At 66.8% G+C, this 23050-nt stretch carries 15 protein-coding genes and 1 riboswitch; of the genes, 5 read left to right on the top strand and 10 right to left on the bottom strand.

Features of this window, described 5'->3' with window-relative positions; translation table 11 throughout:
• The first annotated feature begins 10 nt into the window (after nucleotides 1-10).
• Together ACGHN1_RS03625 and ACGHN1_RS03620 are read left to right on the top strand one after the other, a co-directional pair.
• A complete protein-coding gene (locus ACGHN1_RS03625) occupies nucleotides 11-1777 on the top strand; it encodes a cytochrome c3 family protein (protein ID WP_390548406.1) in 1767 nt (588 codons plus the stop codon).
• A 23-nt stretch (nucleotides 1778-1800) separates the two neighbouring features.
• Entirely contained in the window at nucleotides 1801-2652 is an 852-nt protein-coding gene (locus tag ACGHN1_RS03620; protein WP_390548404.1) for a phosphodiesterase, read from the top strand.
• A 56-nt stretch (nucleotides 2653-2708) separates the two neighbouring features.
• Here the strand turns inward: ACGHN1_RS03620 and ACGHN1_RS03615 are convergent, their stop codons facing one another.
• Entirely contained in the window at nucleotides 2709-6893 is a 4185-nt protein-coding gene (locus ACGHN1_RS03615; RefSeq protein WP_390548403.1) for a hypothetical protein, read from the bottom strand.
• Entirely contained in the window at nucleotides 6893-8785 is a 1893-nt protein-coding gene (locus tag ACGHN1_RS03610; protein WP_390548401.1) for a hypothetical protein, read from the bottom strand. The genes ACGHN1_RS03615 and ACGHN1_RS03610 overlap by 1 nt, the downstream gene beginning before the upstream one ends.
• A 138-nt stretch (nucleotides 8786-8923) precedes the next feature.
• Between ACGHN1_RS03610 and ACGHN1_RS03605 the strand changes: the two genes are divergently transcribed.
• From ACGHN1_RS03605 to ACGHN1_RS03595, 3 genes are read left to right on the top strand one after another with little or no spacing between them, the layout of a single operon-like run.
• On the top strand, nucleotides 8924-9592 hold the full coding sequence (locus tag ACGHN1_RS03605) for a hypothetical protein (RefSeq protein WP_390548400.1): 669 nt from the start codon (nucleotides 8924-8926) through the stop codon (nucleotides 9590-9592).
• On the top strand, nucleotides 9589-10290 hold the full coding sequence (locus tag ACGHN1_RS03600) for a hypothetical protein (RefSeq protein ID WP_390548398.1): 702 nt from the start codon (nucleotides 9589-9591) through the stop codon (nucleotides 10288-10290). The genes ACGHN1_RS03605 and ACGHN1_RS03600 overlap by 4 nt, the downstream gene beginning before the upstream one ends.
• Nucleotides 10272-11654: a tetratricopeptide repeat protein gene (locus ACGHN1_RS03595; protein WP_390548396.1), complete on the top strand. Its 1383-nt coding sequence runs from the start codon at nucleotides 10272-10274 to the stop codon at nucleotides 11652-11654. The genes ACGHN1_RS03600 and ACGHN1_RS03595 overlap by 19 nt, the downstream gene beginning before the upstream one ends.
• Nucleotides 11655-11669: 15 nt before the next feature.
• Here ACGHN1_RS03595 and ACGHN1_RS03590 read toward each other — a convergent pair whose 3' ends face one another.
• From ACGHN1_RS03590 to gcvT, 8 genes are all read right to left on the bottom strand, one after another.
• Nucleotides 11670-13652 carry a heme-binding protein gene (locus tag ACGHN1_RS03590; RefSeq protein ID WP_390548394.1) on the bottom strand — a complete coding sequence of 661 codons (1983 nt, stop codon included), beginning with the start codon at nucleotides 13650-13652 and terminating at the stop codon, nucleotides 11670-11672.
• Nucleotides 13649-15076, bottom strand: coding sequence for a multiheme c-type cytochrome (locus ACGHN1_RS03585; RefSeq protein ID WP_390548393.1), 1428 nt, complete (start codon nucleotides 15074-15076; stop codon nucleotides 13649-13651). The genes ACGHN1_RS03590 and ACGHN1_RS03585 overlap by 4 nt, the downstream gene beginning before the upstream one ends.
• 100 nt (nucleotides 15077-15176) lie before the next feature.
• Entirely contained in the window at nucleotides 15177-15911 is a 735-nt protein-coding gene (locus tag ACGHN1_RS03580) for a hypothetical protein (protein WP_390548391.1), read from the bottom strand.
• 118 nt (nucleotides 15912-16029) lie between these two features.
• Nucleotides 16030-18078 carry a CHASE2 domain-containing protein gene (locus tag ACGHN1_RS03575; RefSeq protein ID WP_390548389.1) on the bottom strand — a complete coding sequence of 683 codons (2049 nt, stop codon included), beginning with the start codon at nucleotides 18076-18078 and terminating at the stop codon, nucleotides 16030-16032.
• Between the two features lie 97 nt (nucleotides 18079-18175).
• Nucleotides 18176-19816 carry an aminomethyl-transferring glycine dehydrogenase subunit GcvPB gene (gcvPB, locus tag ACGHN1_RS03570; RefSeq protein ID WP_390548387.1) on the bottom strand — a complete coding sequence of 547 codons (1641 nt, stop codon included), beginning with the start codon at nucleotides 19814-19816 and terminating at the stop codon, nucleotides 18176-18178.
• On the bottom strand, nucleotides 19813-21174 hold the full coding sequence (gene gcvPA, locus ACGHN1_RS03565) for an aminomethyl-transferring glycine dehydrogenase subunit GcvPA (protein ID WP_390548385.1): 1362 nt from the start codon (nucleotides 21172-21174) through the stop codon (nucleotides 19813-19815). The genes gcvPB and gcvPA overlap by 4 nt, the downstream gene beginning before the upstream one ends.
• 44 nt (nucleotides 21175-21218) lie before the next feature.
• Nucleotides 21219-21590 carry a glycine cleavage system protein GcvH gene (gcvH, locus tag ACGHN1_RS03560; RefSeq protein ID WP_390548383.1) on the bottom strand — a complete coding sequence of 124 codons (372 nt, stop codon included), beginning with the start codon at nucleotides 21588-21590 and terminating at the stop codon, nucleotides 21219-21221.
• Nucleotides 21591-21593: 3 nt separating this feature from the next.
• Nucleotides 21594-22784 carry a glycine cleavage system aminomethyltransferase GcvT gene (gene gcvT / locus ACGHN1_RS03555; RefSeq protein ID WP_390548381.1) on the bottom strand — a complete coding sequence of 397 codons (1191 nt, stop codon included), beginning with the start codon at nucleotides 22782-22784 and terminating at the stop codon, nucleotides 21594-21596.
• Between the two features lie 48 nt (nucleotides 22785-22832).
• Nucleotides 22833-22941: riboswitch (glycine riboswitch) on the bottom strand.
• Nucleotides 22942-23050: the final 109 nt, after the last annotated feature.

Raw genomic sequence — 23050 nt, 5'->3', positions numbered from 1 at the left:
GCCGGGCGCGATGAGCTTCCTGATCCGCACCATCGACCAGACGGCCACCGGCCGCGAGATCGTCCGCGAACGTCCGGTCGACAAGGACACGCTGACCATCGGTCGGGCGACGACCAACGACATCGTCCTGGCCGACCTGTCGGTCGAACAGCATCACGCCAGTCTGGAACCGGGCGACGGCGACCGGCTGCGCATGCGCGCGACCGACAAGCGCGGCTTCCAGTTCGAGGGGCGCAAGAGCAGCGACACGGTGTTCGACCCCGGCCAGGGCGGAGAATTCGTCTTCGGCACCTTCCGCCTGGTTTTCGCCCGCGAAGGCACGGCCGAAGACGGCGCACGGGTCATCATCGTCGTCCAGCAGGAAGAGCGGATACAGGGTTCGCGGGATGCGGTGCGCGGCTTCGACCTCGCCAGCGCGATGCCGAGCAAGCGGGCGATGGCTTGGGCGGGGCTCGCCGCGGTGCTGGTCGCCTTCCTGGCGATCCCCGTCTGGTCGCATCTCCACCGCGCCGACAAGTCCCCGGGCGCCGACGAATTCAACCAGGTCGCCATGGACGCTTCCTGGAATCCCGGCGCGCTCAGCAGCGCGCACCATGGGCTCGAGAACAGCTGCGAGGCGTGCCACGTCGAACCTTTCCAGTCGGTGCGCGACTCCACCTGCCTTTCTTGCCACGAGGACATCGCCGACCACGCCGACAAGCCGCGCATGATCACCAGCCGCGGGCCGCTGTCGGCGTGGGACGGGTTCCAATGGGCGGTCGCCGACACCTTCGGCAAAGAGGGGCGCGAAAGCTGCACCACCTGCCACACCGAGCACGAGGGCGAGGGCCGGATGGAGCCCGCCGCGCAGCAGTTCTGCGCCGACTGCCACACCGGAATGGACATGCGCCTGACCGACACGGTGCTGGCGAACGCCGGCGATTTCGGCACCGATCACCCGCAATTGCAGGCGGTGGTCTGGACGCAGCCGGGTCAGGGGCGGATCGAACGCATCTCGCTCGCCGGATCGCCCAAGCACAACGACGGACTGCGCTTCCCCCACGCGATGCACATGGCGGCGAACGGCGGCGTCGCCCGCATGGCGGCATCGCTGCGCAAATATGGCGGCGAGTTGGTCTGCGCCGATTGTCATGTCCCGGATTCGGACGGCCGCAATTTCCGCGATGTCGAGATGGAAGAGAATTGCGAGAGCTGTCACAGCCTAGTCTATGACCGCGTCGGTGACACCTTCCGCACCCTGCGCCATGGCGACGTCGATCAGCTGCGGGCCGATCTGGCGGCGCTCGACCGCGGTGTCAGGCGCCCGATCGTCACCGGCCGCAGCCGCCCCGGCGAATTCGCGCAAGGCCGCCGCTACTACCAGGATTTCGGCCGGCCGCAGCGCAATTACATCGGGGTCAACGTTGCCCTGTCGCGCAATGGCGTGTGTGGCGAATGCCATATCGCCACCACCACCAACGGGCGCCCCGACGTGGTCCCGGTCAAATTCCGCAAGGCCTTCTTCCTCAACGGCAAGTTCGATCACAAAGATCACGAGCAGGAAGAATGCTCGACCTGCCACAAGGCGGAAAGCAGCGACAGCGCGCGCGACCTGCTGCTTCCCGATCTCGCTACCTGCCGCACCTGCCATCTCGGCGAGAATGCCCGCCAGGCCGAAGTCCCGTCGAGCTGCGCCATGTGCCACTCCTATCATTTGCCTTCGGGTCGCAAGCCGGAGGACCACCCTGACTTCACACCAGACCAGATGGCCGCGATCGCGCGCAGAAAAAGCGGCTAGATCGGCATGAGGGGGTACGCGCCATGCTGATCGCACAGATGACCGACATCCACATCGGGTTCGATCCCGATGCGCGGCCGGAAGAGCTGAACCGGGTGCGCTTTCGGGCAACGCTGGACCGCATACTGGCATCCCCGAACCGCCCCGACGTGATGGTGCTGTCCGGCGATCTCACCGACCACGGCGACCGCGAGAGCTTCGAGAAGACCGCAGCGCTGCTCGAACGCTGCGATTTCCCGCTGCTGCCGATGGTCGGCAACCACGACACGCGCGAGGAATTGCTCCACGCTTTCCCCGATTGCCCGAGCGAAGGCGGCTTCGTGCACTATGTTGTCGAGCGCGAGGGTCTCAGGATCATCATGCTCGACACGCTCGAGCCCGGTCGCCACGGCGGCGCCTTTTGTGCGAAGCGGCGCGACTGGTTGCGTGCGCAGCTCAATGCCGCGCCGCAGGCTCCGACTCTCATCTTCATGCACCACCCGCCGGCGGTGGCGGGGATCGGCTGGATGGACCCGGGCGAAGACGAAAGCTGGATCGCCAATTTCGGCGAGGCCGTGGCGGGGCACGAGGACCACATACTGGCGATCCATTGCGGCCATCTGCATCGCCCGCTGAGCACGATGTTCCGGGGCATTCCGCTCAACGTCACGCCTTCGGTCGCACCACTGGTGGCGATGGACCTCAGGCCCATCGACCCCGACCGGCCCGACAACCGCGACCTCATCACCACCGAACCGCCGAGCTATGCGCTGCACCGATGGGACGGCCGGAACGTCGTCACCCATTACGAGACGGTCAGCGACTGGGACGTGCTGGCACATTACGGCGAGCACCTGAAACCGATGATCCGCGAGATGTTCGCCGAGCGGGAATAGGTTCCGTATGATCCGACCACGTCGTCCCGGCAGGAGCCGGGATGACGCTGCGCGCTTTACCGCGCCGCCGCCAGTTCCTCGTCGCGCCGCCAGGGGCCGCCGACCCAGGCATTCATGTCAGGCTCGTCGCTGACCTTCCACGGCACGCCCGACCCGGTCATGAACATCCGCTCCATCTCCTCGCGCAGGAAAGGGCGTGAGCCGAGCCGGCCGAACACCGCCATCTGCCCGCCGGTCTCGTCCACCGCGCGGTCGCGGTCGAGACCCTTGGAGAGCGCGATCGCAGGCGCTTTCGTCCGAGCCCAGCCCACCAGTTCGGGCTTGGGCGCGGGGCTGAAGCCGTAGAAATTGGGCTGGCTCGACGGGCTGGTGAGCTGGAGGACCTTCAAGCCGTTACGCCCGTCGGCGACATAGGCGAAAAGGCTGGCGTTGGTCGATCCGACGATCACGTCCTCGACATCGTTCATCGTTCCGCCCAGCGTCTCCTTGGCATAAATCTGCGGGGCGAGTGGACGGGTCACGTCCACGATCACCAGCCCCTCGCCCTTGGCTGCCACGTAGGCGTAGGTGCGGGCGATGTAGAGCCGTTGCGCGTTGGCCACCGGGATGGTGCCCATCGGCTCCGCGATCGGGTTGCGCATGTCGGTGACGTCGAACAGCTTCACGCCCTCGGCATCGGTGACCCAGAGATAGCGGAACTGGATCGCGCTCGCCCGGGCATCGCGCAGCTCGCGCACGGCGGCGAGCTGCGGGTTGAGCGGGTCGGTCAAATCGACCACCACCAGTCCGCGATCGGCGGTGATGTAGGCGATGTCTCCGGCGAGGTGAATGTGCCGCGCCCCGGTCAACACCCCGCCCTCGTTCCACGCGGTCGCGCCGTTCGCGAGCCGCGCGCGTTCGAGGTCGTTGTTGCGGAACTCGCCGTCGGCCATGGTGTCGACATCGACGAGGATTAGCCCCTCGACCGCGTCGGTGATCACCGCATAGCTGTAGATCGGCCGCATGATCTGCTCCTGGTTGACCTGGAGCAGCGACATCGGGGTACCGTCGGGATTGATCACGTCCTGCCCATTGGCATCCTTGACCACCGTTTCCGCCATCGCCCGGTTGCGATCGGGGCGAACGGGCTGGGTGGTCGCCAGCGCCATGCAGGTGGCGTTAGTGGTCGCCACGTGGCTGTCGTGGCCCATCGCGCTGAAGGGCGCGGTGATGATCCGTTCCGACACGCCCTTGTTGGCGATCGAGGCGACGTCATAGACGCGGAAGCCGCCCTTCCCTTCGGCTACGAACATGTATTCGCCGCGCAGCTGGAGGCAGCCGACCCGGTCGCGGGTGCCCTCGCGGACATTGGCGAACTGTTCGAACGGCTTGGTCTCACCGCCCAGATCCTCGTCGAAGGTCTGGCCGCGGATCCAGTCCTTCAACTCGCGGCCGTTGTCCTCGACATGCATGCGCCAGTAATCGGGATAGGCGTAGCGGTGGAGGTAGGAGCCGAGGACTGCCTGCGGCTCGTCCCATTCGGTCACGCGGATCGCCTCGAACCCGTCCTGCTGGCCGACCCAGGCGTTGAGCCCGACGAAGTTCACGAAATTGGTGCCGAGCAGTAGCAGCTGGCTCATGATCGCATTGTTGTCGTCGTTCTCCGAGAGGTGGCAGTCCGAACACTGCTTGGTCTCGTTGAGGCGGACCGTATGCGGGAAATGCGGCGCGAAGGCCTGGCTCGAATAGCCCGCGGCCGAAATCGGCGGCTGCTGGATGTAGATGCGCTCGCGATTGATGTTGGTGGAGGACAGCACCAGTGCGCTGGTCGAGCGGACCGGGGCGATCTGGTTGCCCTTGGTGGTCTGGTGACGGCCGAGTTGGAACATCTCGTCGCGCGCGACCTGTGGGTTGTAGGTGGCGAAATTGCGCGTTTCCTCGCCGTCGTAGCGGTGGCTCTTGGTCTTCCAGTTCGCCTCGATCGGCAGATGGCAGCCGCCGCAGCTGGTGGTCCAGGAGAGATGGCAGGTGAAGCAGGCCATTTCCTCGTCGCGGTGCGCGCGCTCGTCGGGCGCGAAGCCGGTGCCGAATTCGTAACGCCCGGTCTCCGCGCCGGTACGGCTCATCAGCTTGGCGCGCGCCGATTTGGCGTTGAAATGCGGGCTCTGCGGATCGACGCTGTCCTTGACCAGGCTGACCCGCCATTCGAGATCGGGATCGACGATCGAGCGCTGGATCAGCTGGCGCCGGCCCATGGAGTCGTAGGTCCATTCGAAACGGCGCTCGCCATCGGGGTTGCGCAGCAGCGAGAGGTCGTGCCCCTTGGGTGGCGCTGCGGGACCGCTGGTGCGCAGCGTCGGATAGGCATCCGCCGTGCCGTGGCAGTCCTTGCAGCCGATCTCGATGGCGTTGGCGACCTCTCCGTAGATCAACCCGTTGCCGTGGCTGTCCTGCCCGTAATGGCAGTCCGCGCATTGCATGCCCTTTTCGGCATGGATGCTCATCATGTGCACGGTCTTGCCGGGATTGGTGCCGGGCTGAACGAACTTCTCCTCGCCCTCGCGCCGCCATTTCTCCGGATCGTCAGGACCGATGATGTTGGCGGTGTCCGTGCCGTAGGTCGCCATGTTGCCCTCGGCGGTCAGCAGATTGCCGCTGCGGTCGCGCTTGAAGATGCCGCGAAAGTTCCAGCCGTGGCCATGGTAGTCGGCGAACTGGGTGTCCTTGGCCTTGTCGTTGAGATCGTAGACGTTGCGCAGGAAATCGAGATCGCCCCATTTGCCCTTGGGCGCGGCGGCCTCAGGGTTGCGGTCTAGGATCGCGCGGACTTCCGCCGCATCGGGATATTTCTGTTCCTCCGGCCACATCAGCGGAGCGTCGCTCTCGTAGTCCCACATCGTGTAGCCGAGGTACGAATTGAGGAAGATGTTCGGCTGGTGCATGTGGCAGTTCATGCACTGCGCGGTCGGGATCGACCGCGTGAAGACATGGCGCAGCGGATGGCCTTTCTCCTTCATCGGCCCCTCTTCGCCGCCATGCCCGGAGGGCGCATCCTCGTCGTGATGCGCATCGCCATCGCCCGGCTGCTTGACCGATCCGTGCCCGCCGCCGTGCCCGTCATCGTGCGCCGGTTCGAGCTTGCCCGCGATGGTCGGGTCGACCGTCTGGGTCTGCCCGTCGCGGCCGTATTGCGCATAGGTCAGCGAGTGCCGCGGCTCGCGGTCGTTGGCATAGACCACGTGGCAGGCGGCGCAGCCCGAATGGCGATAATCGCCCGGCTGGTCGTTGGTGCCCATGAACCACATGAAAGGATCGTTGAGCCGGGTCTTGTGGATGTTGAGCACGGGGATGGCCACCCGCAGCCCGGTGCCGGGGCCGCGGTTCGACTGCTTGAGATCGGGTCGACCGGGCTCTTCCAGCCGCTGGATACTGCCGCTCGGGCTCGGCAGGCCGATCTCGGGGAATTGCGAGTTGATCGTCCGCCCGCCGCGCTCGAACACGCGGAACACGTCGGCCGGCGGGATCACGTGCCAGGTCGGCAGCGGGTAGAGTTCGGCGAGCGCGCCGCGCGCCGCCTGGTTGTCGGTGACGGTGCCCGGGGGCGCGCCGGGGCTGCGGATCTTCGCGGGCTCACCCTCGCGGGTATAGGCCTCGCCGACGATGTAGTTCTTGAACGGCAGAATCCCGTTGTTGTACGCCGCCCCTCCCCACAGCATCGCGCCGGTGGCCATGATCGAGCGTTCGCCCGCCTCGATCGTCTCCATGTGGCAGGCGCCGCAGCTTTCGCGCGCGACGCGGTAGTCGGACGGATTGACGAAGCGGATGAAGACCGGGTCTTCCCTGTTGAGCAGGGCATAGGATTGCTTGGGATTGGCGCTGCTCGGCCAGTGCCAGCTGTCCGGATAGGTCGGGAGGACATGCGCCCGGTCGCGAGCGGCGACATAGGCGGGATCGTCGTGCTCCAGCTCGGAATTGCCAATCACGCTGGCATCGCCGCCGTGGCAGTCGACGCAGCCGAGCCGCACCGCCGGGGTCTCGTGCATGGTCGGGGCATCGGTGCGGACGTGGCAGGAATAGCACCCGTCCGACTTCATCGCCATCTGCTCAAGCGTCTGCTGCGCCGGCGCGGGCGCGGCGGTGACGCGGGTGTAGTCGCGCTCGACCGCCTTCTCTTTCTCGGCCGCGCGGCTCTGGGTGATCGCCAGGCTGCCTGCGAAGACCAGCACGGCCAGCAGCAGGAAGAGGGAGCGGAGCGTGCGCATCAGTAGGTCAGGATCACATTGGCGAGAACGGAAACGTAGGCATCCGTATCTCGGGTCGTGGTGAAGAGATCGCGGAACCCGTCTCCGGCTACGAGCGCGGCGGCGGAAAGGCGGAAGACGATATTCTGATTCGCCTTGGGCCGCCAGATGGCAGCGGCGGACAGGTCGAACCCGATATCCTTGGGAATGCTGCCCTCGCTGCGCAGCACCTGGAGGGTGGTCGTGTCCTCGAACCACAGGTGATTGGCGTTGGCCGAGAGGCGGAATTCGGGTGTCAGATCGAAATCGGCCCCGACCCCGGCCAGGATCAGGCCGGGATTGTTGAAATTCGACTGCCCCTGCTCCTTCGAGGAGCGCAGCGAATTGAGCAATCCGTTGCGGCCGTTGAGGAACACCTGCCGCCCACCGCCGGCGAAGGGGATCGTCTGGCGTATCCAGTAGCTGGTATCGGCGCCGGCGAAGACCGGGTTCTCGAAGATCGCGTCGAAGCCGGTCTCGGTATCGTCGTACGGATCACCATCGCCGCTGGCATAGGCGCCCGACAGGCGGAAGCGCGCCCAATCCCGGTCGTAGCTCAACTCGGCCGCGCCGAAAAAGGCGCGGATCGCGGCGGACCGTCCGGTGAAGAAACTGTTCCGATCCTCCCCGAACGCCCCATAGAGGCTGGCCGTCATGTTGATGCGGCCGACGCGGCCGTCGGCGTTGTATCCGAGGTAGACGACATCGTATTCCCGGGGGCGCAGATTGCCGAGCAGCGCCGGACGGATCGGGAAGCCGTTGTCGTCGATCTTGATGTCGTCCCCGCCCTCGCGGTTCATGTTGTAGGCGACGGTCACCTGGCTGGTCAGCGCTGGGATGAGAAAATCCTGGCGATAGACGTTGGCGACGAACAGCCAGTCGTCTCGGGGAATCTCGACCACCGAATTGAGGCCGGAATTGGTGTCCTTCTCCAGGCGCCAGAAGGCCGCGAAATTGTACTGGAATCGATTGTTGTCGCGCGTCCCGAAAAGCCGCACGCCCAATTGCTGATCGTTGAACAGAAAGCCGCGAAAATCCGCCTGGAACGGCTGGATGCCGATCCGGATCGAATCGAAATCGTACCGGTCCGAAACGTTGCGGAAGTGATAGTCGAAGAACAGTTCCTGCACGCCGACGAAATGGTCGAGCCGGTCCGTGCCCTTGCTCGGCTCGACGAACAGCACCCGCCGCTCGGGCACCGTAACGTAGTTGATGTTGGTGGCCAGGGTCAGGCGGTACTCGACGTCGGGCGGCTTGTAGGCGGTGCTGCCCTTGATCAGCGCCAAGCCGGTGATGAAGGTCTGCGAGAAGACCTGGCTGAACGGTCGCCCGAACACATCGAGGCTGTTGGGCCGCGCGGTGGTCTGAACCCCCACCGGAATCGGAAAGGTGCGCGGCTCGTAGACCGAATCGCTGATGACATTGGCGACGAAGAACCAATCGTCGCCCTTGATCGGCAACCACGGCACCTTCGCGGGATCGATCGGCCGGTCGCCCTTGTACGTGTTCTGATGGTAAGGATCGAGGAACCGTTCCTTGACCAACCCGAGGCTCTCGATCAGCCGCCAGCGGTCAGGGATCGGGACCTGGTCGGTCGGAAAGGCCTCCGGCGGCGGTGCACGGACCGCGCCGATATTGGTCTGGTCGATCCGCTCAGGCAACTCGTCGGTGTTGTCCGGACGGCGGCGGCCATCGATAATCTCGGAATCGACCGGCGGGGGTTCGGGCTGTTCGGTCGCCGGGAGTGGCGGAGACGGCGAAGATTCGGCCGTCTGGCCGGCATCCGCTGCCGGCCAGACGACCGGAACGCCCGGAGGCTGATCGGCCTGGACGCTCAGCGCCAGTGCGGACAGCAATGTCAGCGCCGATGCCATCGTCCCGTTTTCGTCCCCCTAAGTCGAGAATTGCAAAAGTTCCGTCTCAAATGCAATTGCGAACTTGCACAATGGCGAGAATCGGAACAAAATTGCGGCGCTCTCCGGGCGCTATTGCGGAGAGCTTGAGGGGGCGCCATGAGGGTATCGACGGAAACGTTGCGGAATCTGGCCACCGGACTGCTCGCAGTCGCCGGTTCGCTGCTGGTTACGGGCGCCCCGAACCTCGCGGCAGACCATCTCGATCCGCCCACGCGAACGGATCCGACGGTCGATCCGACCCCCGACCTTGCCGCCGATATCGCCGATGTCTTCGCCTGGCATGGCCCCGGAACGGTACGACTCGCCGTGACCTTCGGAGGCCCCAATGCCCCGAATGCTCCGGCGTTCTACGACCGCGACGTGCTCTACAAATTGTTCATTTCGACCGCCCCGCCCGACGACACGCCCGAAATCACGATAAGGGTGCAATTCGGCCAGGGACCGGTCGAGGGGCAGCACGGGGTTCGGTTCGAAGGTGTTCCTGGGGTTACCGGCACCATCGAAGGGCCGGTCGAAACCGTTCTCGTCAAGGACGGGGTCAGGGCCAGAGCGGGCCTGCACGACGATCCCTTCTTCTTCGATTCGCGGGGGCTGCGGGAATCGCGCACCACGGGACAGGTACGCTTCAACAACACGCGCGATTTCTTCGCCGCCCAGAACGACACGGCTTTCGTGCTCGAGGTTCCGCGCGAACGTTTCGCGGGAGGCAATGGGGTCATCAAGGTTTGGTCCACAACCGCGCGGTTCGGGGGACAGATCCAATGAGCAAGCTCCGCCCGGTCGGTGCTATCGCCGCCGTCACGCTTCTCGCGGCCTGCGGAGGCGGTGACAGCCCCACTCCGACCCAGACACCCTCGCCGGCCGCGACCGCTCCACCGGGGTCCCCGCCGCAATCCTTCACCTACAATGTCGAGCCCTGCTTCAGCCAGGTGGTGCCGGGCACCGGCGGCCGCACCATGCGCGATCTGATCGTGCCCGATGCCCTGACCTTCGACCTGTCGCGAGCGGCGGATTTCCCGAACGGGCGCGATCTCGACGACCAGACGGTGGACATCACGCTCGCCTTCCTGTTCCTCGACCTGTCGGAATCGGGCCAGAGCCTGCGGACCTTCGCCAATCTGCCGCTCAACCCACCCGCCAGCGACCGTGCTCCGATCGAGACATTCCCCTATCTCGCACCGCCGCAGGGCAATCCACCCCTGGCGCTGACCAGCGGAAGCAGCTTCAACTTTCGCACCGACCCGGATTCGGCGTTCGTATCCGTCGATCGCATGGGTATGCCGGCGATCGCACCCGCCATCATCGGCGGGCCGCAACGCATCCCCTACAATGACGCGCCCCAAACCGCGGACCTCCAGGGTGCATTCCGGGCCGAGCAGACGCTCCAGCTCACCAACCTGTTCAACGCGATCGGCGACGATCTCGTCAATCTAGGGCTCGAGATTTGCGCAACGCGGAGCTGACCGCGCGCGCCGATGCGGTGCCTCTTGTCGGGCGAGGAACGCTCGGGCTCCTGGCCGCTGCCTTCGTTGCAGTGGTGGGGGTCGCGGCGCTCGATTACTACGGTTCGCAATCTGCCGACGTCGCCGTTCTCCCGCCGCTCGACCCGGCGGAACTGTCTCCGGGGTTCGGACCGGAATCCTTCGACGCGGCAATGGCGGCGGTGAACCAGGATCTCGAAGGCAGGCGCTACCTGCTCGCCCGCGAGCCGGACGATTGGGTTCGCATGGAGGGCGTCGCGCGCGCCCTGCTCACGCGCGCGCGCCTGACCGCCAGCGCCGAGGACTTCCACGAGGCGGGGCGCTTGCTCGCAGCCGGGATCGAGGCGGCTCCCTATCCGTCCGGCCCGGTCATGTCCCGCGCGGGCGCGGCGCTTGCCATTCACGATCTGCCGGTGGTCGAGCGCGCGCTGGAGCGGCTCGACGCCTCGGTTACACCGCCCAACGACGGCGAAGCGATCCAAGCCCGCGCGATGCGCTGCGAGATCGCTTACGAGCGCGGCGATCTGAAGGGAGCGAAGGCTCTGTGTGCCGGTGGCGGCGGCGACGATATCGGACTGTTGCTGCGCTCGGCCAACATGGAGCTCGCAAGCGGCAACACCGCCGCCGCGGCGCGCCATGTGGAAGAGGCACTGCGGACTCCTCGGCAGACACCCTTTCAGCTGGCCCGCCTCATGCTCCAGCGCTCCGCGATCGCCCTCGCCACCGGCGATTGGGAGGCGGCGGGCGAATGGGCGCGCGCCGCGGATCGCATTTTCCCAGGATACTGGCTGGCGCAAGCTTTCGTCGCCCAATCGCTTGCGCTGGATGGCGACGTCGCGGGGGCGGAAGCTGCCTATCGCGCAATCGCCGAACGGACCGACAACCCCGACGTGTGGGGAGCCCTTGTGGGCATCGCGAGCGAGCGCGGGGACGAAGCGGCGCGGCGCGCCTACCTCGCCAGGGCGGGTGCTGCGTGGGAACGGCGCGTGGCGCTGCTCCCCGACACCTATGCCGGGCATTACGCGGAATATCTGGCGCAGACCGGGGCGATCGATCGTGCGCTTGCAATTTCGGGCGGCGACTATGCCGAGCGCCCGTTCCTGCCGGTGATCACGGGATGGGCGATCGTGCTCGACGCGGCCGGTCGTCAGCGCGAGGTTCTGACCGTGGTCGAACGCGCCGAAGCGGCGGGATTTCGCTCGCCCACGCTGTTGATGTTCAAATCCGGTGCTCTGGCCGCGCTTGGCCGCAATGGCGAGGCGGAAGAGGCGCGCGAAGCCGCGCTGGCGATGAACCCCAAGATAGAGCACCCGCTCCAGTCCTACGTGCATTTCCGGCAGGACTAGGTCCGCGGCGAACCGTCAAAGCCCTTGGCAGACGTTCTGGACCGGGTCGTCGAGAAACGGGGCGAAGGGACAATTGACGTAACGCGGACGAACCCCGGCACCGACCGGGATCACGATCTGATCGGCCCTGATCGATACCGGCGCATTGCCGATCGAGCCGACCCGCGCTCCGCCAATGTGTGCCCCCAGAAACGAGATCATGTCGTCCTGATCGATGCCGTCGCCGGACACGCCGATGGCGCCGACCAGCTGGCTGCCGCGATAGATCGGCACGCCGCCGGAGAAGATCTGTATGCCGTTGGCGAGCCGCCGCTGCCCCGTGGGCGCCGGCGGCGACAGGGTGCATTGCTGGGCAGTGTCACTGAACGGCGCGCCTTGCGTGAACAGCACATGCTGCACCACATTGGACTTGATCAGCGCCGCCTGGAGCCCGGTGGCGAAGGGATTGAAGTCCTCGATCGGGTGCGAGAATGGACCGGGGGACCGCCCAGCTTCGCCATCGGGATAATGCGGGCGCGAAAGATTGCCGACCGACCGCGCGGCGAAGGCGAATTTTCCGGTCAAAGCGGCCGGATCGCCGAAGAAATCGCGTGCGCGCGTGACATAATCGGCCACGCCGCCATCGGGATTGGCCTGAAGTTGCTGCGCGGCGGCCGGATTGGAGAAGAACGCGACGGTGCGCGCCTTCTGCAGCGAGACATCGGTGCCGAAGATCGGCGCATCGGGCGAGCGGACGAGACCGAGCACCGCGCCATAGGTGTCGACCATGCTGATCGTTACCTGAGCCGGACTGTCGAGCGGCCGGCGAATCTGCCCGCGCGCCCGGCTGAGCACCTTGTAGGCTTCCTCGAGCACCGCGCGCACTTCGGCGGACGAAAGCGGGGTGCCGACGGCACCCGCATCGGTCGCGTCGCGAATGGGATAGCGGTTGGCACCCGACCCGTTGGATAGCACGAAGGCGTCGGCGAAGGCGAAGTCGGCGGACGTCGCGCGGCGATACCCGCTGGCTTCGCTGCCATAGGGCGTACCCGGGATGATCGCCCCGGCGGTGTAGCCGGTCACCGCGACCAACAGGCCGCGCGTGCCGTTGATCGCGGCGAAATCGGTCTGCAGCGGGGACAGGTCCTGCACGCGCATGTCGGAAAAGATCAGATTGGTGCCGTCGACGGTGATGCGCTCCGCGCGGATCGCGTCGGGCGGGGCGAAGCCTTGCATGCCCGCCAGCGCGATCGCCTCCTCGCTGTCGACCTGAAGGTCGATGACATTGCTGTCGAAGGCATAGTCGCCGTCGGCCATGACACCGATCCCGCCGACCAGGACGCCGTTCTTGTAGAGCGGGAAGCCACCGGGGTCCGCGGAAAGGCCCAGCGGGGAACGCTTCGGGCCGATGAGCGCGCCCGGCCCGCCCGCCGGCTGGAATCGCGTATTGAGGTCGGAACATGGCAGCTGACTGAATTGCACACCGTAGAGAGGGCCGCTTTCCAGCCCCACCGTATTGGGTGCCGGCGGAAAGTTCGCCTGGACAATCTGGCTGGCCGTGCGGGACGAAAAGGCGTTGCCCGCGCTCGAGAGATACGCGCCGGTAATGGCTTTGGCGATAGCCGCTATGACTGAATCGATTTCCACGCCCTGGAAATCGACATCGACGTCGTTGAGCTGGCCGGTGGCGGTCACCCTGCTGATCAGCGAGCGGTTGCGCGCGCCATTCATATTGTAAACGGCAAGGACGTTGCCCACGCGGTCGACCACCGCGATCACCGCGGGCAAGCTGCGCGCATCGGCCTCGCCTGCGGCCTGCGCGATGATCCGCTGTACCTCGGCGACGGTAAGCGCTTCCTGCGCCGGGGCGGTGTAGACCGATCCGAATGGAGTGCCCGAGGTCGGGGTGGGCGTCGGCGCCGCGCCGGTGTTGCCACCGGTCGAGCTGTCGCCGCCTCCGCACGCGGTGACGAGCAGCATGGCGATGGTGGCCGCGGCGACCCCGCGCGATGTCCTCATCGCAAGGATCCGATAGCACCGGCCGCCTGGCCGAGCGCGCTGCGGAAGGCTTCCGGACGATAGGAATTGGGGGTGTCGACCGCGGCATAGGCGCGGTTGATGCTGGCGCGGATGCCCGCCGCCGCCCCGACCGTCACCTGGCCTTCGCGCACCAGCGCGTTGAGCAGCGTGTCGACGGCCATCACCGCCTGGACCGATCCGGCGTAGTCGGTGAAGCGCGGCCGCGTCGCTTCCCCGGCGATCGCGGCGACGATCGCGAATGTGTCGCTTTCGGAGTATGCCCGTGCAGCGAGCGCGTTCGACAGCGCCTCGGCGCGTTCGCGCAGCGCCACCGCCGCTTCCTGCGAGGCGGCGCGGCTCTGGCCCATGGCGCGGTGGAAACCCTTGCTCGCCTCGTCGAAGGCGGCACCTTGCTGGGGTGCGAGCGTACGCGAGACCGCCGAGAGCAGGATCATGTTCTCGTCGTTGAAGGGCGGGTTGCCGAACGGGATCGGGCGGGCCGGATTGCTCTCGAAGGTCAGCTTGCGCTGCGGCCCGTCGGTGATGGTCCGGTGGCAGCTGTGGCAGTCGAGGAAGTAGAATTCGGGGAAGGCGCCCTGCATGCCGAGATCGGGCCGGGCATAGAGGTCGGTCTGGCGACGCACCGCTTCCGCCTGGCCTACCGCCCACAGCCGCGCGCTGTCGGTGCCGCCCTTGCGGGCGCGATAATCGGCATCGATGTCGTGATGCTGCTGCAGCGCGCTGAACAGGTCGAGCTCGAAGGATACCCGCGGATGGCCCGCCGCCATCATCTCGTGGCTGACGAACTGCCCGGTCTTGGCGCTGCCGTAATGGCAGTCGAGGCACACCTGCGCCCGGACCTGCGGCTGCGTCAGCGGCGTGAGGCCCGCGCGGACATTGCTCGCATGGGTCGCGGGGCGTGCGTAATGCACCGCCAGCCAGTTCTCCGCCGGACCGTGGCAACTCTCGCAGCCCACACCGTCGGCGGTGATGAACCGCGCGCCACGCTGGCTCTCGGGCACGTAGGTCGCGTGGCAGCCGAGACAGGCCGGCGCGCTTGTCGCCGCGCCGAGGCCGAGGCTGGCTGCGATCTGCCGGCCGCGGGGGGAGCCGAGGACGGCATAGGCACGGCTGTGCGCGCCGCTGGGCGAGGAGGGCTCCTGCCAGGTCGCGATCTCGTCCTGCCGGACAACCGCGCCGTTGCCTTCGGCCCTTCCGTGACAGGTCGATCCGGCACAGGTCGCCACGCCGACGTATTGCGCGCCGCCCTGCGCTTCGGCCCGGGTACCGAAACCGATCCAGGCGGCCGCAAGCGCCAGGACCAGGCACGCGAACGCCAGCCCCGTGCGGCGAAATCCCGCATGGCGCAACGATCTCAGGCCCGGAAGGAAGACGGACCTTTCCCCCATGCTAACGTAGCGCATCTGCGCTCCCCCAAATGCGGCCCGCCCCCGTGTTCGGAGTGCAGCCCGCCTGCCGGTGCGCCGCGGGCGGCGGCGCGATTCGGCGACCCCGAAAGCTAGATCATTCCACCATCATCATTCTATCCGCGAGAAGGTCAAGCTGCGACTGGCATCCGTTGGATGCGAGCGCGGCAGCCATGCCTTCGACATCCGCGGGGGCTTCGTCGAGGACGACGAATTCCACCGTGCTGCCGGTTCCGCCATCCGGCCCGGTCAGGGTGAAGGCCTGTCCATCCGCAACCGGGAGCTTGTCCCCGTCGAGCGAGGCCTGGGACACGCCGGCACTGAAGGTCACGGGCACGTTGAAGTCGCTGCCGGACCGGCCGAACATGTAGGTCGCTTCCTCCGTCGTGTCGGCGCGCCACATGTTGATCGCACCGGTATCGACCACGCACATCCGCCCGCCTTGGGACACGTCGAGGTTCCACAGATTGGGGTTGGACGCGGCCACTGCGCTGGTGCCCGAACGCACCGCCCCGGTGCGCACCCGCGCGCCGGAGCGCTGGCGGGTGAGGACCGCGAAGGTGGAGCGCTTGCTCGCGCCGCCCGCACCCACGCGGTGCGTGCCCGCACCGCTGATCACCCGCGTGCCGCCGTCGGTGAGGACAGTAACCGAATCGCCCGCCCTAAGCGTGATCGACGATGCATCGTCGAGCTTCTTGCCCACCGGATATTGCCCGGCGGACGGACCGCTCGACTTGACCACGACGCCCGCAACCGCCGGCGCGGCAAGCGCGATACCGGCGCTCGCCAGCATAAGCACGGCCGTCCGCGCCAAGGTTCTATCCCAAGACATACATGCCTCCTTCGTCCGTATCCTGTGTTTCTTTAGCAGATTTCGTAAGGTCCTGTCATCTGGCCACGACAGCGTGAAATGATGTTTCGGCGGCGCGGGTGCGCGAAGGCTCCGGCCGCTATTTCGATCCGAGAACATGCGCGCCCCTCTCGTCGAGATCGGCGCTGCGCCGCGCCAGCGCCTGAAGCGCGGCATCGTCCGGATGGCGCGCCGCCAGCGCCTCGACCGCCGCCAGCCCTGCCGCGCGGTCGCGATCGAGCAGGTCGAGCGCGTCCCGAAGCGCCTGGCGTTCGCCCTCGGGAAAATCGGGTGCGGGCTCGAACAGTTCGACGGGGCTGGAGCGGCCCGACAGCACCACCCGCCCCATCGGCCGCCACCAGTCCATGCTGGTGCGGCGAGCGAAGTCGCCGGTCGCCATGATCGAGGAGCCGAACGCCTTGTTGCCCGATTCCATCCGTGCCGCGGTGTTCATCGAATCGCCGAGCGCAGTGTACTGGATGCGGTTCTCGCCGCCGAAATTGCCGACGACGGCCTCGCCGAAATGGAGGCCCACACGGGTCTTGCCGATCTTCGGCAGGTTCGGGTCCATCGCCGCTACCTCGTCGCGGAAGGCCTCGCCCGCCTGCCAGATGGCAAAGCCCGCTCGCGCGGCGCGGTCGGCATCGTCGGGCCGGGCGATCGGCGCGCCCCAGAAGGCCACCACCGCATCGCCGATGAACTTGTCGAGAATGCCGCCGTGTTCGAGGACCACGTCGGAGAGGATCGCCAGATAGCGGTTGAGCAGCTTGGCGACCATCTCCGGCTCGATCGCGTGGCTCATCTTGGTGAACCCCTCGAGGTCCGAGAAGAGCACGTAGATCTGCTTCTTCTCGCCGTGGAGCGAGAGCAGTTCGGGATGCTCGATGATCTCGTCGGCCATTTCCTTGGGAAGATATTTGCCGAGCGCGCCTTGCGCGAAATTGCGTTGCACGGCGCCGGAGGCGCGCGCGGCCGAGGTGACCGCGGTAAAGGCGAGGAGCCAGCCCAGCACCAGCCCGACCGCGGGAAAGTTGTAGGTGTCGACACCGTTCAGCGCCATAATGATCGGCACCGCGATGATGATCGCGAACTGGGCACCGAACAGGGCGTAGACCCGCCAGCTGCCCCATTCGAGCAGACCCGAAAGCACCGCCATGGCGATGACCAGCACCGCGAGCAGCCAGATCGTCCCCGGGACCGGTCGCGGCAGCGCCGCACCGTCGAGCATCTGCGAGATGCTGGTGGCGTGGAATTCGATCCCCGGTGGCTCGGGCGTGCCCATCGCGTTGGATAGCGGGGTCGCCAGCCGGTCGATATCGACGATGTCCCCGCCGATGAGGACGTAGCGGCCGGCGATCTGCTGACGAAGGCCCTCGGCCAGTTCGGGAATGGCCATCAGTTCGGGATCGGCGAAGGCATCGATCGGGAGGTAGGAATAGACGGGCACCCCCGCGTCCTTCGGCAGGCGGTAACGGACCGCCCCGTCGTAACCGGGCAGGGTACGGCCCGATTCGCCTGCAGCGTCCAGCATCACTCGCCCGAGCAGCGGCGGCTGACCCTCGACGATGTTTGGCCAGGTTCGCGTGGTGCCGAAGGAATCGCTCAGCCGGACGCTTCCCGGCTCGGCCCGGGTCCCAGCCAGCGCCGCCTGGAACTCGCGCAGGTACTGTTCCTGTTCGAAGATGATGTTCTCTTCGTTCTCGTCCGTATCGGCATAGGCGACGGCGACCGGCGTCTTCATGCTCCGCAAGGTCTCGACCAGCAGCTCGTCCTCGTCCTGTGGCTGGTCAAAGAGGATATCGATGCCGATCGCCTTTGCACCCATGCCGTCGATGGTCTGCAGGGCTCGCGCCAGGATACCGCGATCGAGCGGGGAGCGCTTGCGCGCGGCGATCAGGGTCTGGTCGTTGTAGACCACCATGACCACCCGGTCGTCCTGCGGCACGTCGTTCCGGTCGGCCTCGAGGTAGGTACGGAAATCGTAGAACTCGCGTTCGGCCTCGGCGACGCCGGGGACCGACCAGCCGAAGCGGGCGAGCAGCAATGCAAGGACCACGAGGACAGCCGTCAGCGCGAGCCGCCGGGGCCCGGCCTCGCGCACGTTGCGCCATCCTCTTCTGAGGAAATTTTCCCTCTTCGCGTCGCTCAAGCCGCCCTCCCGTGCGGAGTGATGCGATCCCGATGTTGTCTTTATGCTGCGCCGTCATAGGCGCAGGGTTGCGCGCCGCAAGCCCGAAGATCGGCTTCTAGGTCAGGTTCGGATCGTTCCACGCGAGCACGGGCTTGCGCGCCGCCAGGGTCTCGTCGAGCCGGCGACGCGGGGCGTAGTGCGGTGCACTGGCCAGGCTTTCGTCGCCTGCCTTGGCGCGTTCCGCGACGCTGCGCAGCGCACCGATGAACTGGTCGAGCGCGGCCTTGCTTTCGGTCTCGGTCGGCTCGACCAGCATCGCGCCGTGGACCACCAGCGGGAAATACATCGTCATCGGGTGATAGCCCTCGTCGATCAGTCCCTTGGCCAGATCGAGCGTCGAGAGCCCTTCGGCGAAGCCTTTGTCGCCGAACAGCGCCTCGTGCATGCAGGGTCCGCTATGGCCGAAAGGCGCGTGGAGCACATCCTCCAGGCTGCGCAGGATGTAGTTCGCGTTGAGCACGGCGTCTTCGGCCACTTGCCGCAACCCGTCCGCGCCGTGACTGAGGATATAGGTCAGCGCGCGAGTGAACATGCCCATCTGGCCGTGAAAGGCGGTCATCCGGCCGAAGCTCTGCAGCGGCCCGCCGAAATGCTCGCGCGCGAAGCTGTCGGCCTGCTCCTCCTCGACCAGATGAACGACGCCGTCCTTCGTCCGCGCGGTGTAGGGCAGCGGGGCGAAGGGGCTGAGCGCCTCGGACAGCACGACCGGGCCGGAGCCGGGGCCGCCTCCCCCATGCGGCGTGGAGAAGGTCTTGTGGAGGTTGATGTGCATCGCATCGATGCCGAGGTCGCCAGGGCGCACCTTGCCGACGATGGCGTTGAAGTTCGCGCCGTCGCAATAGACGAAGCCGCCCGCCGCGTGGACCGCGTCGGAGATTGCCTTCATGTCGCGCTCGAACAGACCGCAGGTGTTGGGGTTGGTGATCATCACTCCCGCCACGTCGGGGCCGAGCCTGGCCTTGAGCGCCTCCAGATCGACCCGGCCGTCCGCGTTCGCCGGAATGTCCTCGACCCGGTACCCCGCGAAGGCGGCGGTCGCCGGATTGGTGCCGTGCGCGCTCTCGGGGACCAGGATCACTTCTCGCGCGTCGCCCCGCGCCTCGAGCGCGGCGCGGATGCACAGGATACCGCACAGCTCGCCATGCGCACCCGCCTTGGGGCTCATCGCGACGCCGTGCATGCCGGTCAACTCGATCAGCCAGAAGGCGAGTTCGTTGATCACCTCCAGCGCGCCGCGCACGGTGTCCACCGGCTGTAGGGGATGGACGTCGGCGAAGCCCGGCATCCGCGCCACCTTCTCGTTGAGGCGCGGATTGTGCTTCATCGTGCAGGAGCCGAGCGGAAACAGCCCCAGGTCGATGGCGTAGTTCTGGCGGCTGAGCCGGGTGTAGTGGCGCACGGTTTCCGGTTCGGTCAGACCGGGCAGGCCGAAGGGCTCGCTCCGCTCGAGGTCTCCGAGGCGCGATCTCGTCGCTTCGGCGGAGGTCGGCTTTTCCGGTTGCTCCACGCCCGCCAGGTCGAGACGCGCGGCGAAACCGAAATCGACGCCGGTGGTCTCGGTGCTGCCGATCTCGAAGATGAGCGGCTCCTCGAGCATCAGCGCCCGGTTGCCGGTGTGGGTCGGCGGACCGGCCGGCTCCTCCTCTCCGGAAACAGGCGTGCCGGGCTTCCAGCCCGATGCGTTGGGAGCATTCATGCCAGCACTCCTTTCAGCGCGGCGGCCAGGGTTTCGATATCCTCTTCCGTGGTGGTTTCGGTGACCGCGACCAGCAGACCGTCGGCGAGATCGGCATCGTCGGGGAACAGCCGCCCGAGCGAGACGCCCGCGAGGATGTGATCGTCCGTCAGCTTACGCACGACCTCGCGCGCATCCGTGCCCAGCCGCAGGGTGAACTCGTTGAAGAAGCTTTCGTTGAGCACGGTGACGCCGGGCACGCTGGCCAGCCGGTTGGCGGCGAGGCAGGCGAGGCGGTGGTTCTCCGCCGCCAGAGCGCGCAGGCCCTTTTCGCCGAGCAAGGTCATGTGGACGCTGAAGGCCAGCGCGCACAGCCCGCTGTTGGTGCAGATATTGCTGGTCGCCTTCTCGCGGCGGATATGCTGTTCGCGCGTGGAAAGCGTCAGCACGAAGCCGCGCTTGCCCTCCGCATCCTGCGTCTCGCCGCACAGACGCCCGGGCATCTGGCGCACATGCTTGGGATCGCGCACCGCGAAGAGGCCGAGATAGGGCCCGCCGAACTGCAGGCCGACGCCGATTGCCTGGCCCTCGCCGACGACGATGTCCGCGCCCTGTTCGCCCGGCGATTTTACCGCGCCCAGCGCAACCGGCTCGGTGTTGACCACGATCAGCAACGCGCCCTTCGCATGCGCCGCGTCGGCGACTTTCCGGAGGTCGGTCAGCCGCCCGAGGATGTCGGGATATTGCACCACCACGCTCGAGGTGCTCTCGTCGATCCGCGCAATCAGCCCATCGACGTCGGGCGCCGGGGTGAGCGAGGGCTGCGCCCCGGCGATCTCGTCTTCGGTGAACCTGGCCATGGTCTTCACGACCTCGGCGTAATGCGGGTGCAGCGCGCCCGAGAGGACCACGCGCTTCTTCTTCGTAACCCGCCCGGCCATCGCCACCGCTTCCCAGCACGCGGTCGAGCCGTCGTACATCGAGGCGTTCGCCACCGCGCAGCCATAAAGGCGCGCAACCTGGCTCTGGAACTCGAACAGCATCTGCAGCGTGCCCTGCGCGATCTCGGGCTGGTAGGGCGTGTAGGCGGTTAGGAACTCGCCGCGCTGGATGATGTGATCGACGGAAGCGGGCACATGATGGCGATAGGCCCCCGCCCCGCAGAAGAACGCCGCGTCCGCCGCCGCGAGGTTCTTCTTGGAGAGCCGCCGCATGTGTTTCTCGACCGCCATTTCGGAGGCGTGCATCGGCAACCCGTGGATCGGTCCGTCGAGCCGGGCTTCCTCGGGCACATCGACGAAAAGGTCGTCGATCGAGGACGCGCCGATCGCCGCCAGCATGTCGCCGCGGTCGGCATCGGTCAGGGGAAGGTAGCGCATGTCAGTCTCCAGCCCCTCCGTTCAAGAGGAGGGGAAGCGTACGGTCAAAGCCCGTCGCAGAAGCTCTTGTAGGCCTTGGCGTCCATCAGCCCGTCGAGCTCGCTCTTGTCGCCGATGGTGAGCTTGAAGAACCAGCCCCCTTCCTCGGGCGAGGAATTGACCAGCGCCGGATCCTCGTCGAGCGCATCGTTGGTCTCGGTGACCTCGCCGCTGATCGGGGCGTAGACGTCGCTCGCGGCCTTGACGCTCTCGACCACGGCGGCATCCTTGCCCTTGTCGATCATCGCCCCGACGTCGGGCAGTTCGACGAAGACGATGTCGCCCAGTTGCTCCTGCGCGAAATCGGTGATGCCGACGGTGGCGGTGTCGCCCTCGACATCGATCCATTCGTGTTCTTCGGTGAAGTAACGCGCCATCGGTCAGTTTCCTCGATAGTAGTTGTGCGGGACGAAGGGCATGGCGGCGACCTTCGCGGGCAGTCGCTTGTTACGAACCATGACCTCGAGTTCGGTTCCGGGATCGGCATGCGCCTTGTCGACATAGGCCATCGCGATCGGATGGCCGAGCGTGGGCGAAAAGCCGCCGCTGGTGACGGTTCCGACCTTGTCCTCGCCGGAGAAAACATCCGCCCCTTCGCGTGCGGGCAGGCGGCCTTCTAGCGTCAGGCCGACGCGGAAACTTTGCGGGCCGTCCTTGAGCGCGGCGGCGATCCGCGCATGGCCGTGATAGCCCCCGGTCTCGCGCCGCGGCTTGCTGAGCGCAAAGGTCAGGTCGGCGCTGACCGGATCGATCTCGGCGGTGAGATCGTGGCCGTAAAGCGGCAGGCCGGCCTCGAGCCGCAGACTGTCGCGCGCGCCGAGCCCGGCGGGGCGCACCTCGATCTCGGCGCAGAGCCTGTCCGCCAGAGATTCGGCGAATTCGGCGGGGATCGAGATTTCGAACCCGTCTTCCCCGGTGTATCCCGCGCGAGTGATCCGTAGCGGCCATTCGCCGAAATCGTAGAGTGTGGATTGCATGAATACGAGCCCGTCGGGCACGCCGCGCATCACCCGGCCGAGCGCGTTTGCCGCCTTGGGGCCCTGGAGCGCAATCAGCGCGTGGTCTTCCATGTGGTTGAGCGTGACATCGTCCGACAGATGCTCGCGCAGGAAGGCGATGTCGTCATGCTTGGTCGCGCCGTTGACGACCATGTAATAGGCCGGCTCGCCCCAGCGGCCCGGCTCGATTTCCTCGCCCTCGTCGCCCAGCACCGGCTCGATCCAGGGCGTGGCGTTGGTGACCATCAGATCGTCGAGGATGCCGCCGTCCTCGTCGAGCAGCAGTGAATAGCGCACCCGCCCGGGCTTGAGCGAGGCGATGGCGCCGGGCAGCAGCTTCTCGAGCTCCGCCGCCGCAGTCTCGCCGGTCAGCATCAGCTGGCCCATATGGCTGACATCGAACAGGCTCGCCTGGCTCCGCGTCCATTCATGCTCGGCGACGATCCCGCCGCCCTGTTCCTTGTTGTACTGGATCGGCATGTGATAGCCGGCGAAGCCGACCATGCGCGCGCCCTTCGCGCGGTGCCATCCATCGAGCGGCAGGGTCTTCAGGTCTTCGGAATCGTCGCTCACAATCGTTTCCCGCACACATGGCGGTGCCCCGCGGGCACCGTTCCAACCCATGCCCCCTCTGTCGGGAAACCTGAGAGCTTAGCCCGGTCAATGCGACGGGCCTTCCCCTTCGGTGGCCGTGCGAAAACCTCGCGCGGCGCTTTCCAGAGTGTCGATGGGTCGCGCGCGGTCCGTTGGCCTGAGAGTTTCCGGGGCGGTTGCTCCTTCGGCGCCGCCTGGCCGGAGCCCAGCGATCTCTCCCGTGCGCGCCCGCCGCAGAATCGCTC

It is taken from the genome of Qipengyuania sp. MTN3-11 (genome assembly GCF_042851825.1).
Taxonomy (GTDB): Bacteria; Pseudomonadota; Alphaproteobacteria; order Sphingomonadales; family Sphingomonadaceae; genus Qipengyuania.
This window is presented reverse-complemented; position numbering and strand designations above follow the sequence as displayed.

Coding starts and splice junctions, on each gene's coding strand:
- ACGHN1_RS03610 (WP_390548401.1), bottom strand. CDS start 8,785: ATGGCATCGGCGCTGACATTGCTGTCCGCACTGGCGCTGAGCGTCCAG.
- gcvPA (WP_390548385.1), bottom strand. CDS start 21,174: ATGCGCTACCTTCCCCTGACCGATGCCGACCGCGGCGACATGCTGGCG.
- gcvPB (WP_390548387.1), bottom strand. CDS start 19,816: ATGAATGCTCCCAACGCATCGGGCTGGAAGCCCGGCACGCCTGTTTCC.
- ACGHN1_RS03605 (WP_390548400.1), top strand. CDS start 8,924: ATGAGGGTATCGACGGAAACGTTGCGGAATCTGGCCACCGGACTGCTC.
- ACGHN1_RS03585 (WP_390548393.1), bottom strand. CDS start 15,076: ATGCGCTACGTTAGCATGGGGGAAAGGTCCGTCTTCCTTCCGGGCCTG.
- ACGHN1_RS03615 (WP_390548403.1), bottom strand. CDS start 6,893: ATGCGCACGCTCCGCTCCCTCTTCCTGCTGCTGGCCGTGCTGGTCTTC.
- ACGHN1_RS03620 (WP_390548404.1), top strand. CDS start 1,801: ATGCTGATCGCACAGATGACCGACATCCACATCGGGTTCGATCCCGAT.
- ACGHN1_RS03625 (WP_390548406.1), top strand. CDS start 11: ATGAGCTTCCTGATCCGCACCATCGACCAGACGGCCACCGGCCGCGAG.
- ACGHN1_RS03600 (WP_390548398.1), top strand. CDS start 9,589: ATGAGCAAGCTCCGCCCGGTCGGTGCTATCGCCGCCGTCACGCTTCTC.
- ACGHN1_RS03580 (WP_390548391.1), bottom strand. CDS start 15,911: ATGTCTTGGGATAGAACCTTGGCGCGGACGGCCGTGCTTATGCTGGCG.
- gcvH (WP_390548383.1), bottom strand. CDS start 21,590: ATGGCGCGTTACTTCACCGAAGAACACGAATGGATCGATGTCGAGGGC.
- ACGHN1_RS03590 (WP_390548394.1), bottom strand. CDS start 13,652: ATGAGGACATCGCGCGGGGTCGCCGCGGCCACCATCGCCATGCTGCTC.